This window comes from Microbacterium sp. NPDC090014, from assembly GCF_044748285.1.
Classification (GTDB): domain Bacteria; phylum Actinomycetota; class Actinomycetes; order Actinomycetales; family Microbacteriaceae; genus Microbacterium.
Genome location: NZ_JBIVFS010000001.1, coordinates 97,554 through 112,062 on the forward strand (window position 1 = coordinate 97,554; position 14,509 = coordinate 112,062).

General features: G+C 68.5%; 15 protein-coding genes. 9 read left to right on the top strand and 6 right to left on the bottom strand.

The genetic code is table 11. The features are described 5' to 3' along the window. Positions 1 to 4 precede the first annotated feature (4 nt). Positions 5 to 1,063 carry a PLP-dependent cysteine synthase family protein gene (locus ACIPV5_RS00435; protein WP_072591991.1) on the top strand — a complete coding sequence of 353 codons (1,059 nt, stop codon included), beginning with the start codon at positions 5 to 7 and terminating at the stop codon, positions 1,061 to 1,063. 134 nt (positions 1,064 to 1,197) lie between these two features. Continuing rightward, complete coding sequence (locus tag ACIPV5_RS00440) at positions 1,198 to 1,713, top strand: glycine cleavage system protein R (RefSeq protein ID WP_400338877.1); 516 nt, start codon at positions 1,198 to 1,200, stop codon at positions 1,711 to 1,713. A 137-nt stretch (positions 1,714 to 1,850) separates the two neighbouring features. On the opposite strand, the gene ACIPV5_RS00445 is transcribed toward ACIPV5_RS00440, so the two are convergent. Then, positions 1,851 to 2,564 carry a FadR/GntR family transcriptional regulator gene (locus ACIPV5_RS00445; RefSeq protein ID WP_053099265.1) on the bottom strand — a complete coding sequence of 238 codons (714 nt, stop codon included), beginning with the start codon at positions 2,562 to 2,564 and terminating at the stop codon, positions 1,851 to 1,853. Positions 2,565 to 2,728: 164 nt separating this feature from the next. Here ACIPV5_RS00445 and ACIPV5_RS00450 point away from each other — a divergent pair, with 164 nt between their 5' ends. The 4 genes from ACIPV5_RS00450 to ACIPV5_RS00465 are packed head-to-tail and all read left to right on the top strand — an operon-like array spanning position 2,729 to position 7,194. Further along, entirely contained in the window at positions 2,729 to 3,964 is a 1,236-nt protein-coding gene (locus tag ACIPV5_RS00450; protein WP_053097969.1) for an aminotransferase class V-fold PLP-dependent enzyme, read from the top strand. 60 nt (positions 3,965 to 4,024) lie between these two features. Further along, the gene (locus ACIPV5_RS00455) at positions 4,025 to 5,338 is read left to right on the top strand and encodes a sugar ABC transporter substrate-binding protein (RefSeq protein WP_053097970.1); all 1,314 of its coding nucleotides are present in this window, start codon (positions 4,025 to 4,027) and stop codon (positions 5,336 to 5,338) included. A 3-nt stretch (positions 5,339 to 5,341) separates the two neighbouring features. Then, positions 5,342 to 6,292 carry a carbohydrate ABC transporter permease gene (locus ACIPV5_RS00460; protein ID WP_053097971.1) on the top strand — a complete coding sequence of 317 codons (951 nt, stop codon included), beginning with the start codon at positions 5,342 to 5,344 and terminating at the stop codon, positions 6,290 to 6,292. Beyond that, the gene (locus ACIPV5_RS00465; protein ID WP_201778457.1) at positions 6,289 to 7,194 is read left to right on the top strand and encodes a carbohydrate ABC transporter permease; all 906 of its coding nucleotides are present in this window, start codon (positions 6,289 to 6,291) and stop codon (positions 7,192 to 7,194) included. The genes ACIPV5_RS00460 and ACIPV5_RS00465 overlap by 4 nt, the downstream gene beginning before the upstream one ends. A gap of 62 nt (positions 7,195 to 7,256) precedes the next feature. On the opposite strand, the gene ACIPV5_RS00470 is transcribed toward ACIPV5_RS00465, so the two are convergent. The 4 genes from ACIPV5_RS00470 to ACIPV5_RS00485 all read right to left on the bottom strand — a co-directional run bounded on the left by ACIPV5_RS00470 (position 7,257) and on the right by ACIPV5_RS00485 (position 11,241). Continuing rightward, on the bottom strand, positions 7,257 to 8,270 hold the full coding sequence (locus ACIPV5_RS00470; protein ID WP_053097972.1) for an aldo/keto reductase family protein: 1,014 nt from the start codon (positions 8,268 to 8,270) through the stop codon (positions 7,257 to 7,259). 54 nt (positions 8,271 to 8,324) lie between these two features. Beyond that, entirely contained in the window at positions 8,325 to 8,837 is a 513-nt protein-coding gene (locus ACIPV5_RS00475; protein ID WP_295105388.1) for a hypothetical protein, read from the bottom strand. Between the two features lie 131 nt (positions 8,838 to 8,968). Continuing rightward, entirely contained in the window at positions 8,969 to 10,597 is a 1,629-nt protein-coding gene (locus ACIPV5_RS00480) for a DUF4407 domain-containing protein (protein WP_400338887.1), read from the bottom strand. Positions 10,598 to 10,674: 77 nt separating this feature from the next. Continuing rightward, positions 10,675 to 11,241, bottom strand: a complete 567-nt coding sequence (locus ACIPV5_RS00485; RefSeq protein WP_400338889.1) for a TetR/AcrR family transcriptional regulator — start codon at positions 11,239 to 11,241, stop codon at positions 10,675 to 10,677. Between the two features lie 66 nt (positions 11,242 to 11,307). Between ACIPV5_RS00485 and ACIPV5_RS00490 the strand changes: the two genes are divergently transcribed. Continuing rightward, positions 11,308 to 11,940: an NAD(P)H-dependent oxidoreductase gene (locus ACIPV5_RS00490; protein WP_400338892.1), complete on the top strand. Its 633-nt coding sequence runs from the start codon at positions 11,308 to 11,310 to the stop codon at positions 11,938 to 11,940. Here ACIPV5_RS00490 and rlmN read toward each other — a convergent pair. Then, complete coding sequence (gene rlmN / locus ACIPV5_RS00495; RefSeq protein WP_171821948.1) at positions 11,889 to 13,178, bottom strand: 23S rRNA (adenine(2503)-C(2))-methyltransferase RlmN; 1,290 nt, start codon at positions 13,176 to 13,178, stop codon at positions 11,889 to 11,891. The two genes, ACIPV5_RS00490 and rlmN, sit on opposite strands and share 52 nt — an antisense overlap. Before the next feature lie 70 nt (positions 13,179 to 13,248). Between rlmN and ACIPV5_RS00500 the strand changes: the two genes are divergently transcribed. Together ACIPV5_RS00500 and ACIPV5_RS00505 are read left to right on the top strand one after the other, a co-directional pair. Further along, entirely contained in the window at positions 13,249 to 13,803 is a 555-nt protein-coding gene (locus ACIPV5_RS00500; protein ID WP_400338896.1) for a ribosomal protein L7/L12, read from the top strand. 56 nt (positions 13,804 to 13,859) lie between these two features. Beyond that, positions 13,860 to 14,498 (top strand): bifunctional 4-hydroxy-2-oxoglutarate aldolase/2-dehydro-3-deoxy-phosphogluconate aldolase, encoded by a 639-nt coding sequence (locus ACIPV5_RS00505; RefSeq protein ID WP_400338899.1) that lies wholly within the window; start codon positions 13,860 to 13,862, stop codon positions 14,496 to 14,498. Positions 14,499 to 14,509: the final 11 nt, after the last annotated feature.

Sequence of the window (14,509 nt, forward strand, 5' to 3'; positions counted from 1 at the left end):
AAGCATGAGCGACTGGACCAGCACCGCGATCGCCCTGCTGGAAGCCGACGCCAACCGCAGCGCCGACACCCATCTGCACCTCTTCCCACTGCCACCCGAGTGGGGCATCGACCTGTACCTGAAAGACGAGTCGGTGCATCCGACCGGGTCGCTCAAGCACCGTCTCGCGCGCTCGCTGATCCTGTACGGACTCGTCAACGGACGCATCACCGAGGACTCCACTCTCGTCGAGTCGTCCAGCGGATCGACGGCCGTCTCCGAGGCGTACTTCGCGCGGATGCTGGGGCTGCCCTTCGTCACCGTCGTACCGCGCTCGACCAGCCAGGAGAAGATCGACCTCATCGAGTTCTACGGCGGACGCTGTCACTTCGTCGACCGCGCCGAGGACATGTCTCCTGAGGCTCAGCGACTGGCCTCCGAATGCCACGGCCACTACCTCGACCAGTTCACGTTCGCCGAGCGGGCGACCGACTGGCGCGGCAACAACAACATCGCCGAGAGCGTGTTCAGCCAGCTGTCGCAGGAACGCCACCCGATCCCCCGTTGGATCGTCGTGGGCGCAGGCACCGGCGGCACGAGCGCCACCTTCGGCCGGTACGTGAAGTACCGCCGCCACGAGACGCAGATCGCGGTCGTCGACCCCGAGGGTTCGGCGTTCTACGACGGATGGGCGGGCACCGTCGACGCGCCGGCCGGACGCCCCAGTCGCATCGAGGGCATCGGCCGCCCGCGCGTCGAGGCCTCGTTCGTGCCCAGTGTGATCGACGAGATGATCCGCGTTCCCGACGCGGGGTCGATCGCCGCGATCCGGATGCTGCGCGAGCGCACCCTGCACTGGGCCGGAGGTTCGACCGGCACCAACCTGTACGGCGCATTCCAGCTGATCGCGCGCATGCGCGCGGCGGGCGAGACCGGCAGCATCGTCACGCTCATCTGCGACAGCGGCATCCGCTACGCCGGCACGTACTTCAACGATGAGTGGGTCGCCGAGCAGGGCTGGGACCTCGACCCGCATCGCACCCGCCTCGATCACTTCCTCGAGACCGGGGTCTGGGTCGACTGACCCTCGTTCCGCTTCCATGACTCCGGAGATCCGGGCAGGTCACCCGGGAGAACACGCTTCCTCGGGTTCGAGCCGCCACATTCTCCGGAGTCACGGCACGTCGCGGGCCGAGGCGCTCCGGCTACGCTGGCCGCATGACTACTCTCATCCTCACTGTCGCGGGTGCCGATCGCCCCGGACTCGTCGCAGCCGTCGCCGATGTCGTCGATGCCCACGGCGGAAACTGGGAGAACAGCTCGCTGGCCGAGCTCGCGGGCGCCTTCGCCGGAGTGATCGAGGTCTCGGTCGCCGCCGACCGTTCCGACGAGCTGCAGACGGCGCTCCGCGGACTTCAGGGACAGGGGCTCCTGACGCTCGCCGTCCTCACCGGAACGCCTGATGGCGACGCGGAGGACGAGCAGCGACTCGAGATCCGGGTGCTGGGCAACGACCGATCCGGCATCGTCCGCGAGGTCTCGAACGTGCTGAACGCGCACGAACTCAGCATCGAGGAGCTCGCGACCGAGACCCGGGATGCCGCGATGGCCGGCGGCCGTCTGTTCGAGGCATCCGTGATCGCGCGGGTTCCGTCGTCGGTCGACATCGATGCCCTGCGTCGCGACCTCGAGCGCATCGCCACGGAGATCCAGGTCGACATCACCCTCGCCTGACCGCGGCGTCCCCTCCGCCCGATACGCACACAGCACCCAGCGCCCCGCACGGCCCCCGAGGCGACCGCACGCCCGTGCAGACCGAGGCGAACTGTGCAGAACGGGAGAAATGAGAGGGCGAGGGCGATCGTCGTCACTCAGGGCGACTCGACGGACGATCCTTCGGCGCGCAGATCCGTATCGGTGTACCGGCGCACCCAGTACTCGGTCTGAGCCACGTGGGCGGATGCCGCAGCCGACGCCGCGACCGGGTCCGCCGCCGCGAGTCCGCGGAGGATCGCCCGGTGCCCGGCATCCGAGTGGAGCTTGAGTTCGGCGGCGTCGCCGGCATCCGGGATCCGATAGGCCCGCGAGCGTGAGCGCAGCACGTCGATCAGGCTCGTGAGCGCGTCGTTGCCGGCGACCTCCGAGATCGTCATGTGGAAGGCGTGGTCGAGGCGGGAGTGGTCCTCGAAGTCGTCGCTCGCCTCGATCTCATCGAGCACGCCGCTGAGCGTCTCGATCGTGGCGGCGTCGATGCGGGCCGCGGCGAGCGCAGCCGCGTGGGGCTCGAGCACCCGGCGAAGCTCCGTCAGTTCGAGCACCCCGGCCATGGGCAGGAGTCCGACCGTGAGAGAGAGGCTGCCGATCAGGTCGGCGGCGCGCAGCTCGCTGACGTAGCTGCCCGAGCCGTGCCGGGTCTCGAGCACACCGAGGGCGGCCAGCATGCGGATGGCTTCGCGCAGCGATCCGCGTGAGACGCCGAGCGTCTCGCACAGCTCACCCTCGCTCGGCAGACGGTCGCCGGGGCGCAGCTCGCCGTCCGCGATCAGCGCGCGCAGCCCGTGCAGCGCTGTGTCCAGTGCGCTCATCGTCATCCTCCTGACACCGCCCGATCCCCTGCTGAGTCTGTCGGACGCAGACCCTTCGTCAAATTCGTATGACAACTATGTTTCATCCTCGCCTTTTCGTAGCCATTTCGAAAGCCGTGTGGCAAAGTTGTGCAACAACTCCCCCACTGCACCGACGAGGACCGATGCCCGCACCACTCTTCCCCGCACCGCTCACGCTGAACTCCGGCATCCGAGCCCGTGATGCGTGGCCGCTCGATCCCGACGTGATCCACCTGAACCACGGCTCGTTCGGCGCGGTCCCCACGGCCGTCGTCGAGCAGCAGGATGCCCTGCGACGTCGCGCCGACCTCAGCCCGGTCGAGTGGTTCCCCCGCATCGCCGAGCGGGTGCGCGACGCTCGCGAGCGCACGGCTCCGTTCCTCGGCGCCCATGCCGAAGACAGCGTCTTCGTCCCGAACGCCTCCGCCGCCGCGACCGTCGTCTACAACGCCCTGCACCTCGAGCGCGGCGACGAGATCCTCGTCACCGACCAGGGCTACGGAGCGATCACCATGGGCGCGCAGCGCCTGGCCCGCCGCTTCGGAGCATCCGTCCGCGCCGTCGAGCTGCCGCTGCTCGCCTCCGACGACGAGGTCGTGCAGCGCTTCGCCGACGCACTCACTCCGGCCACCCGCCTGATCGTGGTCGACCAGATCACCTCGCCGACCGCGCGGATGCTGCCGACCCGGCGCATCGCCGAGCTCGCGGCGGAACGGGGCATCCGCACCCTCGTCGACGGCGCTCATGCTCCCGGTCTCGTCGCCGATGCCGCCGCGGTCGCCGGCGGCGACTGGTGGTTCGGCAACCTGCACAAGTGGCCCTGCGCCCCGCGCGGTTCCGCCCTGCTCGTCACGAACGCCCCCGACCGCGACGACCTGTGGCCGCTCATCGACTCGTGGGCGGCGAACGAGCCATACCCCGAGCGCTTCGACACCCAGGGCACGATCGACGCGACGACCTATCTCGCCACCCCGGCGTCGATCGAGTTCATCGAGTCCGAGTTCGGGTGGCACAACGCCCGCCAGGCGATGGCGCAGATGGCGGATGCCGGGGCCGAGATCATCGCCGAGGGCCTGCGCCCCTACGGCGACGAAGACCCCCTCACTCCGTTGCCCTCGCCCGTGCCGTCGATGCGACTCGTGCGTCTGCCGCTCGGACTCGGCTCGACCCGCGAAGAGGCCGATGCCCTGCGCATGGACCTGCTCGACGAGACCGGCGTCGAGACCGCGTTCACCAGCTTCCGCGGCGTCGGCTACTTCCGCCTGTCGGCGCACCTCTACACAGAGGCGTCCGACTTCGAGGCCTTCGTCGAGCGCTGCATCCCGCAGATCCTCCGCCGTGCCGGCATCCGCACCGCCGACTCCATCATCGTCTCCTGACCCGACCCACCCCTCCACCCACCACCCGACCCACCACCATCACCAACTGAGAGGCACCTCGTGAAGAAGAACAGAATCTTGACGACCGCCGCGGGAATCGGCACCGTCGCCGCACTCGCGCTCACCGGCTGTTCCGCAGGCGGCGGCGAGTCCGCCGACGGCACCGTCACCCTGCAGATGGTCGAGAGCCTGACCAATCCTGCCCGCACCGACCTGCTGCGCGGACTCCTCGACGACTTCGAGAAGGAGAACCCCGACATCAAGGTCAAGCTCGTCTCGCCGCCCACCGAGCAGGCCGACGCGAAGATCCAGCAGATGCTGCAGTCGGGCAAGGGCGTCGACGTCCTCGAGGTCCGCGACATCACCGTCGGACCGTTCGCGAACAACGGCTGGCTGCACGACATCTCGGCCGACCTCGAGAAGTGGGACGGCTGGGATGCCCTCACCGACAACGCGCAGTCCGCGTCCGTGGCCGCAGACGGCAAGAGCTACTTCGTGCCCTACGGCTTCTACGGCCTCTCGCTCTTCTATCGCACCGACCTCGTCGAGGAGGCGGGCTTCGACGGCCCGCCGCACAGCTGGAAGGATCTGCTCGAGCAGGCCAGCGCCATCCAGGACCCCGCGAACAACATCTACGGCTACGCGTTCCGCGGTGGCCAGAACGCGAACAGCAATGTGGTCGCGGCTATCGAGGCCTACACGATCGACGGCCTCGACGTCGATGACGCCTTCCTGATGGAGGACGGGTCGACGATCTTCGCCGCTCCCGAGGCGCAGGAAGCCGTCGACGACTACTTCGACCTCTTCAAGGAGGCGTCGCCGCCGTCCGCCGTGTCGTGGGGCTACCCCGAGATGGTCGCCGGTTTCACCAACGGCACCACGGCGTTCCTGCTGCAGGACCCCGAGGTCATCGCGACCGTGCAGGACTCCTCTCTGACCGAGGATCAGTGGGACACCGCCCCGCTGCTCGTCGGCCCGTCGGGCAAGGCCGCGCAGCCGCTGGCCGTCGCCGGCTGGGGCGTCGCGGAGAACAGCGAGCACCAGGATGCCGCGGTCAAGCTCGTCGAGTTCCTCTCGTCGGCCGAGCCGGCCACCGAGTTCGCGCAGGCCAACAGCCTCGTGCCGATCATCTCCGAGGCAGCCGATGACGAGTTCTACTCCTCGGGCCCGTGGACGAGCTACGTCACGATGACCGAGGACCCCGAGACCTACGTCAACGTCAAGCAGCCTCGCGGCGTCAGCTGGTGGACCGAATGGATCCAGAAGTCCGACCAGGACGTGCAGAACGTGCTGCTCGGCAACATGTCGACCACCGAGCTGCTCGAGTCGTGGGACACCTTCTGGACCGAGAAGTACGCTGCGGAAAAGGGCTGATCCGTGACCCGGACCACTCTCGAAGGGGGCTCCGTCGGCACCGCCGGCGGGGCCTCCCCGGCATCCCGCCGGCGCCGCCCCTTCCGTGGCCGCCACGCGCTGACGCTGCTGGCCTTCATGGCCCCGGCGATCGTGTTCGTGTGCTGGTTCACCTACTGGCCGATGCTGCAGGGCGCACGCATGGCCTTCCACGACTGGAACCTGTGGGATCTCACCTCCACCCCGTGGGTGGGTTTCGACAACTTCGTCACCGTCTTCCAGGACCCCGCCTTCCCGATCGTCGCCTGGAACTCCGTCCTGTGGGTCGTCGGCTCGCTCGTGCCTCAGCTCGTGATCGGCTTCCTGATCGCGCTCGCCCTGCGCAAGCGCTTCCGCTTCCGCGGCCTCTACCAGGCGCTCGTGTTCTTCCCGTGGGCCGTCTCGGGCTTCCTGATCGGGATGCTGTTCCGCTGGATGTTCAACGCCGAGTTCGGCGTCGTGAACGACCTGCTCATGAAGGCCGGCCTGATCGACGCCCCGCTGCCCTGGCTGGCGGATCCGAAGCTCGCGATGTTCGCGGTCATCGTCGCCAACATCTGGTACGGCGTGACCTTCTTCGCGATCATGATCCTCGCGGCTCTGCAGTCCGTGCCCGATGAGATGCTCGAGGCCGCGAGCCTCGACGGCGCAGGCAAGGTGCGTCAGCTGTTCTCGATCATCATCCCGTACATCTCGATGACGCTGCTGCTGACGATCCTGCTGCGCATCATCTGGATCTTCAACTTCCCCGACATCATCTACGCGATGACCAACGGCGGGCCGGCGAACCAGACCCACATCATCACGACGTGGATGATCAACTACACGCAGCAGGGCAACTACGGCATCGCGAGCGCCATCGGACTCATCGTCGTCGCGTTCCTGTTCGTGTTCTGCGCGTTCTACCTCATGGCGATGCGGAGGGTCCAGCGATGACCATCACCGGAACCACGGTCACCGAGACCCGGCGTCTCACCGTCCCCGACATCGCGAAAGCACCGCGTCCGAAGCGCAAGGTCTCGGTCGGCGGCGTCGTGCGCGTCGTCGGTCTCGCCCTCTGGCTCGTCATCACGCTCTTCCCGCTGTACTGGATCGCGCTGACGTCGTTCAAGTCGCCGGGAACGATCAACTCCTTCCCGATCGAGTACTGGCCCAGCGAGCCGTCGCTCGACAACTACGTGAGCCTGTTCGAGCAGAGCTCGTTCGGGGTCTTCCTCGGCAACTCGGCTCTGGTGGCGACGATCGCGGGTGCGGTCGCGACGCTCATCGCTCTGCTCAGCGCCTATGTGATCGCGCGCTTCGAGTTCCGCGGCAAGGGGACGGTGCTGGTGGCGTTCCTGCTCACGCAGATGATCCCCGCGTTCATCGCGCTGGGCCCGCTGTACTCGATGATGACCGACCTGGGCCTCGTCGACACCAAGCCCGGCCTGATCCTCGTGTACATCGCGGTCTGCATCCCGTTCTCCACGGTCATGCTGCGCGGTTTCTTCGAGAACGTGCCGGACGCGCTCGAAGAGGCGGCGATGATCGACGGATGCTCGCGATTCGGCGCGCTGTTCCGAGTGCTCGTGCCGGTGATGACCCCGGGCATCATCGCGGCCTTCATCTTCAACTTCGTCAACTGCTGGAACGAGCTGTTCCTGTCGGTCGTGCTGATGAACACCGACGAGAACCGCACCGTGCCGTCGGCGCTGAACGGGTTCATCTCGACGTTCAACATCGACTGGGGCTCGATGAGCGCCGCAGCCGTGCTGACGATCCTGCCGACCATGGTGATGTTCGCACTCGCGAGCCGCTGGATCGTGCAGGGCCTGACCGCCGGCGCCGTCAAGGAGTAAGCGCGTCCGGATATGACGAAGGCCGCCGCCCCTCAGGGACGGCGGCCTTCGTCATGCATCCGTCAGACCAGGCGGGCCTTCGGCGACACCGAGTAGGTGGCCTCTGCATCGCGGTTGACCGTGTCGCCCAGTGCGGTGTCGATCGCCGCGAGCGTGTCGGCGTCGAGCGTCACGCCCGAGGCCTTGACCGTCTCGGCGAGCTGCTCGGGGCGCGAGGCTCCGACGAGAGCTGCGGCGACGTTCGGGTTCTGCAGCACCCAGGCGATCGCGAGCTGCGGCATCGACAGACCGGCCTGCTCGGCGATCGGCTTGAGCTTCTGCACGGCGGTGAGGATGTCGTCCTGCAGGAACCCCTTGATGAAGTCGGAGCCGCTGTGCGGATCCGTCGCGCGGGAGCCCTCGGGAACCGGCTGACCCGGCAGGTACTTGCCCGACAGCACGCCCTGCGCCATCGGCGACCAGACGATCTGCGAGATGCCGAGCTCCTCTGATGCGGGCACGACCTTGCCCTCGATCACACGGTGCAGCATCGAGTACTGCGGCTGGTTCGAGATCAGCTGCACGCCGAGCTGCTTCGCGAGGGCGTGCCCCTCGCGCAGCTGCTCGGCCGTCCACTCCGAGACGCCGATGTAGAGGGCCTTGCCCTGGCGGACGACGTCGGCGAACGCCTGGAACGTCTCCTCGAGCGGAGTCTCGTAGTCGAAACGGTGCGCCTGGTAGAGGTCGACGTAGTCGGTGCCGAGTCGCGTCAGCGAGCCGTTGATCGATTCGAGGATGTGCTTGCGGCTCAGCCCGGTGTCGTTCGGACCCTTGGGGCCGGTCGGGAAGTAGACCTTCGTGAAGATCTCGAGACCCTCGCGGCGCTGACCCTCGAGCGCCTTGCCGAGCACGACCTCTGCCGCGGTGTTCGCGTAGGTGTCTGCGGTGTCGAATGTGGTGATGCCGGCGTCGAGCGCCGCGTGCACCGTCTTGACGGCGGCGTCGTCGCCGACCTGCGAAGCGTGCGTGACCCAGTTGCCGTAGGTGATCTCAGAGACCTTGAGACCGCTGTTGCCGAGATAGCGATAGTTGACCATGCCATAACGCTACCGGCCGTGGCAGGCGCCGGGCCCGGATCTCCGTGACCGGTCTCAGACCGACGGACGCGAGGCCGGCTCCGGACGCGCACGCCCTCTCGCGAGTGTCGCCGCCAGGATCACCCCCACCGTCAGGGCTACCCCCGCGATCACGCTGACGACGAAGAACGGCATCACCCCCGGGAGGAAGATCCCGCCCGCCACCATGAAGGTGTCCGCCATCCCCATGCCGGGTCCGAAGGACGCGACGAAGAGCCCTGGCCCGCCCAACATCAGAACGCTGAGAAGCGTGATGGCCGGAATCGCGGGGTGTGCGCGAGCTCTCACCGCGATCGCGGCGACGACCACGGCGATCAGCGGGCCGATCGCGAGGATGGAGATCGTACTGGCCTCGTTCAGCGACTCTCCTGCACTGTGCATCTCGGCCTTGACCTCTGCGAGAGAGAGTCCTGGCGCCGCGGCAAGCGGTGTGAACACGAGGATCTGCAGTGCGGCCAGGCCGGCGTAGATGACCACGACGGCCACTCCGACCGTGGACACGATGATCGTCTGACGCCGTCTTCTCATGCCGTCACGCTAAAGGCGCTCGCTGAGAGCAGCCCGATACTCCCGCCACGCGACACCGGTGCCACCCAGCGGGCATCCACCCGGCATGACCAGACGGCACCGACTGCAATCGGAACCAACGCTGCAGGCGGTCAGACGCGCGGTTCGACCAGCTGCTCCTGCTCGGCGAGGGTCTGCGCCTGGGCGCGCTTCTCGGCGAGCTCGCGCTCCTGCGCCGCGTCACGCTCTTCGGCGGCCTGCGCGGCCTCCTTGCGCTCGGCGCGGGTCTGCGGTTCGCCTGATCCGGCATCCGCCTGGATCCCCTGCGACTGCACGGTGACGATCGCCGCGCGGTCGCGGAACCCCTCGGCGGTCACCTTGTCGAGCGCCACCTGCTTGCGGATCGCCACGGCCTTCTCGTAGAGCGACGGGTCGCCGTAGGAGGTGAGCACCTTCACGAGCACGGGCAGCAGCTCGATCATGAAGAACAGTGCGGCGATGAGGATGTGCGCCCACAGGATCGTCGGCTCCTTCTCGCTGAGCCTGTTCAGACCGCTGATCTGGCTGAGCAGACCGATCGCGCCCGCGTTGCCGGACGCCACCGATTCGGCGCGCGCGTTGTACGCGGCGAGCGCGGTGTCATAGCTGTCGCGCGCGGCGGGCAGCTGAGACTGCGCCTCTTCACGGTTCTGCGACTCCGACGTGCTGGTGTTCTCCTTGGCGGCGGTGCCCGCGGCTGCCAGCTCTTCGTTGGCGGTGCGCAGCTGCGCGGCGAGCGCGTCGTAGGTCTGCTGCGCCTCGGCGAGCTGGGCCTGGGCGGCATCCGAGCTCGCGCCCTCGCCGTTCACACCGGTGCAGCCGGGAACCGTGCCTGCACCTTCGCCGGTGAGCTCGCACTGGTAGAGGATGCGGGCCTGGTCGATCACGGCCTGCTGCTCGGTCATCTTGGCCGTGAGGTCGTCGACCGTGGCCTGCGCGGCCGATTCGGTCGCCGACGACGAGTCGGTGCCGGCGACGATTCCGGTCGCCGCCTGGTTCTCGAGCTCGGCGACGCGGTCGGATGCGGCGTCGAGCGCCTTCTTCTCGGGGCCGGTCTCGAGTGCATCCTGGTCGGCCTGCGCCTGGGTGATGTTCGTCGAGGCGACCTCGCGCGCGATGTCGTTGTGGAAGATCTGCAGCACGAGCGGCTCGGCGACGACGAAGCCGATGATCGCGGCCATGATCACACGTGGGATCGCGAGGCCGATGAGCTTCCAGACGTTGCGGGTCGACGTCATGGTCGAGGTGAGGAAGCGATCGAGGTTGAAGATGATGAGCGCCCAGACGACCGCCAGCGGCACGGCCAGCCAGATCGCGGCCTGCACGCCCGTGGTCAGTGCGAACAGCATGGAGATCGCCGAGACCAGTGCGGTTCCAGCCAGCACGAAGAACATCTGCACGAAGCGCGGGGTCTCGCCGGGGACGCGGTCGAGGATCTCGCCCTCGGCTCCGCCGAGGATGGCGAGCTTGCGCAGACGCGACCCCGGCACGCGCGGTGCGCGCTCGCGCGGCTGACGCCGGGGCTTGGGCTCACGCACGGGACGGGCGGATGCCGCGGCATCCTGCTCCTGCTCCGGCGCATCGGGCACCTCGGGTGCCTGCTGCGGTTGCGGCAGATCGGCGCCCGTGGGCTCGTACGCGCGCAGGAAGTCGAGGTCGTCCGTGTCAGCGTTCGGGTCGCTGTCGAGGATGATCCGACCCTGCGAATCGAACCGTCCTGGGCGGTGAGCGGAATAGGGCATTCCGACAATCTACGAAATGTCGCCTGTGGAAAACGTGCACGAACCCTGTGTTTCCGCCTCCGCGGGCCTCGTCAGGGTCAGCGCGGCAGCATGCGGACGAGCGCATCGGCGCTCGCGGCGAGCGCGTCGTCGAGCGAGAAATGTCCGGCGGCGCACAGCGTTCCGAGTCCGTGCACGAGGCCCCACACTCCGGTGACGCTCTGCGCGTCGAGGCCCGCCGCCACGGACGCCTCCGACAGCAGCTGCTCGAGTTCATCGATCAGGGGGGCCATGGTCTCGCTCGGCTCACCGGGGATGCACACCGTCGGGTCGTAGATCACGTCGAAGCCGTGCGGATGCTCGACCGCGTAGCGGATGTACGCGGCACCGCCTTCGATCACGGCGGATGCGGAGTCCGGCGCCTCCTCGATCCCGCCGCGCACCGCGGCCACCAGGTCGGCCATGCTGCGCTCGGCGAGGACCTTGAGCAGACCGCGCCGGTCGGAGAAGTGGTGGTACGGGGCGTTATGGCTCACGTCGGCGGCGCGGGCGACCTCGCGCAGGCTGATCTCCCCCGCGGGCTTCTCGGCGAGCAGCTGCATCGCCGCCGCCTCGAGGGCGTGGGCGAGGTCACCGTGGTGATAGCCGGATCGGTAACTTGACACAAGCAACATTGTTGCTTATCTTGACAGTGTCCACCACTGCTTGACACTGTCAACATAGGAGCGCACATGTCATCCGCACTGATCATCGACGGCCACCCCGATGCCGGATCTCTCACCGCAGAACTGGCCCGACGCTATGCCGCCGCGCATGGCGACGCCCGTGTCCTCGCTCTGCGCGATCTCGACTTCGATCCGTCGCTGCGCTTCGGCTACCGCCGGCGCATGCAGCTCGAGCCCGACCTGATCGACGCGAAGCGCGCACTGGCCGAAGCACGGACGGTCGTGGTGTTCACCCCGCTCTGGTGGGGGTCGGTGCCCGCGCTGCTGAAGGGGTTCTTCGATCGGGCGCTGCTGCCGCAGCAGGAGTACCGGTACTCGAAGCTCGGGATGCCCGAAGGCCTGTTGACGGCCGCGAACGGACGCCTGTTCCTGCTGGCGGACACCCCGTGGTTCCTCACGCCCTTCACGGGGCTCCCCGCACAGACGCACGTCGCCCGCGGGACGATGAGGTTCTGCGGCATCCGCTCGGTGCGCACCACGCGGATGCTGGGCGCCAAGGACGCGAGCCCCGCGCGCATCGAGTCGTGGCTGTCGCGCGCCGAGACTCTCGGTCGCCGCGACGGCCTTCGCGATCGCGGCACCGGCCCTCAGGCCATGGCGGCGGAGGCAGCCTCGTCTTCGGTCGTCGCGACGAGCTGACCGCAGGCACCGTCGATCTCCTTGCCGCGAGTGTCGCGGAGGGTCGTCGGGATGCCTGCGTCGTTGAGGCGGCGCACGAACTCGTTCTGCACCGAGGGCTCGGACGACGTCCAGATCGAGCCGGGCGTCGGGTTCAGCGGGATCGGGTTGACGTGCACCCAGCCGCGGCCGCGCTCGTTGAGCTTGTCGGCGAGCAGGTCGGCGCGCCAGGCGTGGTCGTTCATGTCCTTGATCAGCGCGTACTCGATCGAGACACGGCGGCCGGTCTTGGCGTAGTAGTCGTAGGCGGCGTCGAGCGCCTCGTCGACCTTCCAGCGGGAGTTCACCGGGATGAGCTCGTCGCGCAGGTGGTCATCCGGTGCGTGCAGCGACAGCGCGAAGGTGACGGGAATGCCCTCGTCGGCGAGCTTCTTGATGGCCGGCACGAGTCCGACCGTCGACACCGTGATGCCGCGCGCGCTCATGCCCAGGCCGTCGGGCTGGGGCGCGACCATCGAGCGCACCGCATCCATCACGCGCTTGTAGTTGGCGAGCGGCTCACCCATGCCCATGAAGACGATGTTCGACACGCGCTCCATCGAGTGGTCGTCGGCCTTCTTGCCGCCGAGACCGCCCTCGGCGATCAGGCGGTTGGCGCGGACGATCTGCTCGATGATCTCGGCGGTCGACATGTTGCGGGTGAGACCCGCCTGGCCGGTGGCGCAGAACGGGCAGTTCATGCCGCACCCGGCCTGCGACGAGACGCACAGGGTGATGCGGCCCGGATAGCGCATGAGAACCGACTCGACCAGCGCGCCGTCGTGCAGACGCCAGAGGAACTTGATCGTGTCGCCGCGGTCGGTCTCCAGGCGGCGCACCTCGGTGAGCAGCGGCGGCAGCATGCCGGCGACGAGCTGCTCCCGGGTGTCGGCCGGAAGATCCGTCATCTCCGCAGCATCCGACGTGTAGTGCCGGAAGTAGTGGGTCGAGAGCTGCTTCGCGCGGAAGCCGGGCAGGCCGAGCTCCTTGACCTTCTCGACGCGCTCGGCGGGCGTGAGGTCGGCGAGATGCACCGGCGGCTTGCCGCGCTTCGGGCTCGCGAACTGCAGCAGCGGCCGCCCCTCGGCATCCTTCTGCTGCGTCCATCCCTCGGTCGCAGGACGCACCTGCGGGGTGCCGGTCGAGCGGACTGCCCCCGAACGGGACGACGCGGGTGCCGTGGCGGGGCGCGTCTCGCGCGTGCGGGGAGTCTCGGTCATACCTCCAGGGTACGCGGTGCCGGGTGGGAAGCGCCTGGGGCGCCGGCCCCGGCGTCCCTAGACTGACCCCATGGACATCATCATCGCTGTCGGCGCGGTCATCGCAGCTGTCGTCGTGGGCGTGGTGATCATCGGCGCCGCCCTGCGCTCGATGCGCCCGAAGGCACCGGAGCCGCACGTGTTCACCCCGTCGCCGACGATGGCCCGATCCGTGGCATCCGCTTCGACGTCGACCGCCTCGGCATCGCAGCTGACGCCTGCGGCGATCGCCGAGATCGATCGTCTCGTCGCCGCCGGGCAGAAGATCCACGCGATCAAGCTCTACCGGCAGCACACGGGCGTGCGCCTGCAGGAGGCCAAGGACCGGATCGACCACTGGTCCGTCAGCACCACGGCACCGCACCTCGCGGCCGTCTCGAACGCCTCGGCCGCCCACTCGTCGATCACGGCGACGCCGTCGTCGGTGCGGGGCGCGCTGCCGGCGTCCGTCGCCTCCGAGGTCGACAAGCTCATCGCCGCCGAGCAGAAGATCCAGGCGATCAAGCTGGTCAGGGAGCACACCGGGCTCGGCCTCAAGCAGGCGAAGGACGTCGTCGAGGCCTGGCCACACCCGCGCCACTTGTAGTTACAGGCTGCGGTCGGGGAGAATGGAGCCGATCCCCCATCGAAGGAGTCTTCGCCATGCCCGACCGCCTCTCCCGCGTCCGTTCCGCCGGCGTCCTCGCCGTCTTGCGCGCACCCTCGCCCGAGCTCGCACTCGAGGCGTCCGAGGCGATCATCCGCGGTGGCGTGACCGGCATCGAGGTCACCTTCTCGACCCCCGACGCCCCCGCGGTGATCCGCGAACTCATCGCGCGCCACGGCGACGCGGCCTACATCGGCGCGGGCACAGTGACGACTGCCGAGCAGGCCGCCCTCGCCGCCGATGCCGGTGCGGAGTTCCTCGTCAGCCCCGGAACCCTGCCCGCTCTGACCCGAGCGATGCTCGAGACCGGCCGCGTCGTCATGACAGGTGCCATGACCCCGACCGAGGTCATGGGCGCGCTCGAGCTCGGCGTCGACGTGGTCAAGATCTTCCCCGCGTCCCTCGGCGGGCCCTCGTACCTCGGCGCGCTGCGCGGACCGTTCCCGGATGCTCCGCTGATGCCGACAGGAGGCGTCAGCCCCGACAACCTCGCCGACTGGTTCCGCGCCGGAGCCGTGGCGGTCGGAGCGGGCGGCGACCTCGCGAACGGCGCCTCGCTCGCTGCATCCGACTGGGCCGACATCGAACAGCGCTCGGCCCGCTTCGCCGCGGCGCTCGCTGCGACCCGCAGCTGAGTCGGCCGATG

Coding starts and splice junctions, on each gene's coding strand:
- ACIPV5_RS00435 (WP_072591991.1), top strand. CDS start 5: ATGAGCGACTGGACCAGCACCGCGATCGCCCTGCTGGAAGCCGACGCC.
- ACIPV5_RS00475 (WP_295105388.1), bottom strand. CDS start 8,837: ATGAGAAGACGGCGTCAGACGATCATCGTGTCCACGGTCGGAGTGGCC.
- ACIPV5_RS00505 (WP_400338899.1), top strand. CDS start 13,860: ATGCCCGACCGCCTCTCCCGCGTCCGTTCCGCCGGCGTCCTCGCCGTC.
- rlmN (WP_171821948.1), bottom strand. CDS start 13,178: ATGACCGAGACTCCCCGCACGCGCGAGACGCGCCCCGCCACGGCACCC.
- ACIPV5_RS00480 (WP_400338887.1), bottom strand. CDS start 10,597: ATGCCCTATTCCGCTCACCGCCCAGGACGGTTCGATTCGCAGGGTCGG.
- ACIPV5_RS00465 (WP_201778457.1), top strand. CDS start 6,289: ATGACCATCACCGGAACCACGGTCACCGAGACCCGGCGTCTCACCGTC.
- ACIPV5_RS00440 (WP_400338877.1), top strand. CDS start 1,198: ATGACTACTCTCATCCTCACTGTCGCGGGTGCCGATCGCCCCGGACTC.
- ACIPV5_RS00450 (WP_053097969.1), top strand. CDS start 2,729: ATGCCCGCACCACTCTTCCCCGCACCGCTCACGCTGAACTCCGGCATC.
- ACIPV5_RS00445 (WP_053099265.1), bottom strand. CDS start 2,564: ATGAGCGCACTGGACACAGCGCTGCACGGGCTGCGCGCGCTGATCGCG.
- ACIPV5_RS00490 (WP_400338892.1), top strand. CDS start 11,308: ATGTCATCCGCACTGATCATCGACGGCCACCCCGATGCCGGATCTCTC.
- ACIPV5_RS00500 (WP_400338896.1), top strand. CDS start 13,249: ATGGACATCATCATCGCTGTCGGCGCGGTCATCGCAGCTGTCGTCGTG.
- ACIPV5_RS00470 (WP_053097972.1), bottom strand. CDS start 8,270: ATGGTCAACTATCGCTATCTCGGCAACAGCGGTCTCAAGGTCTCTGAG.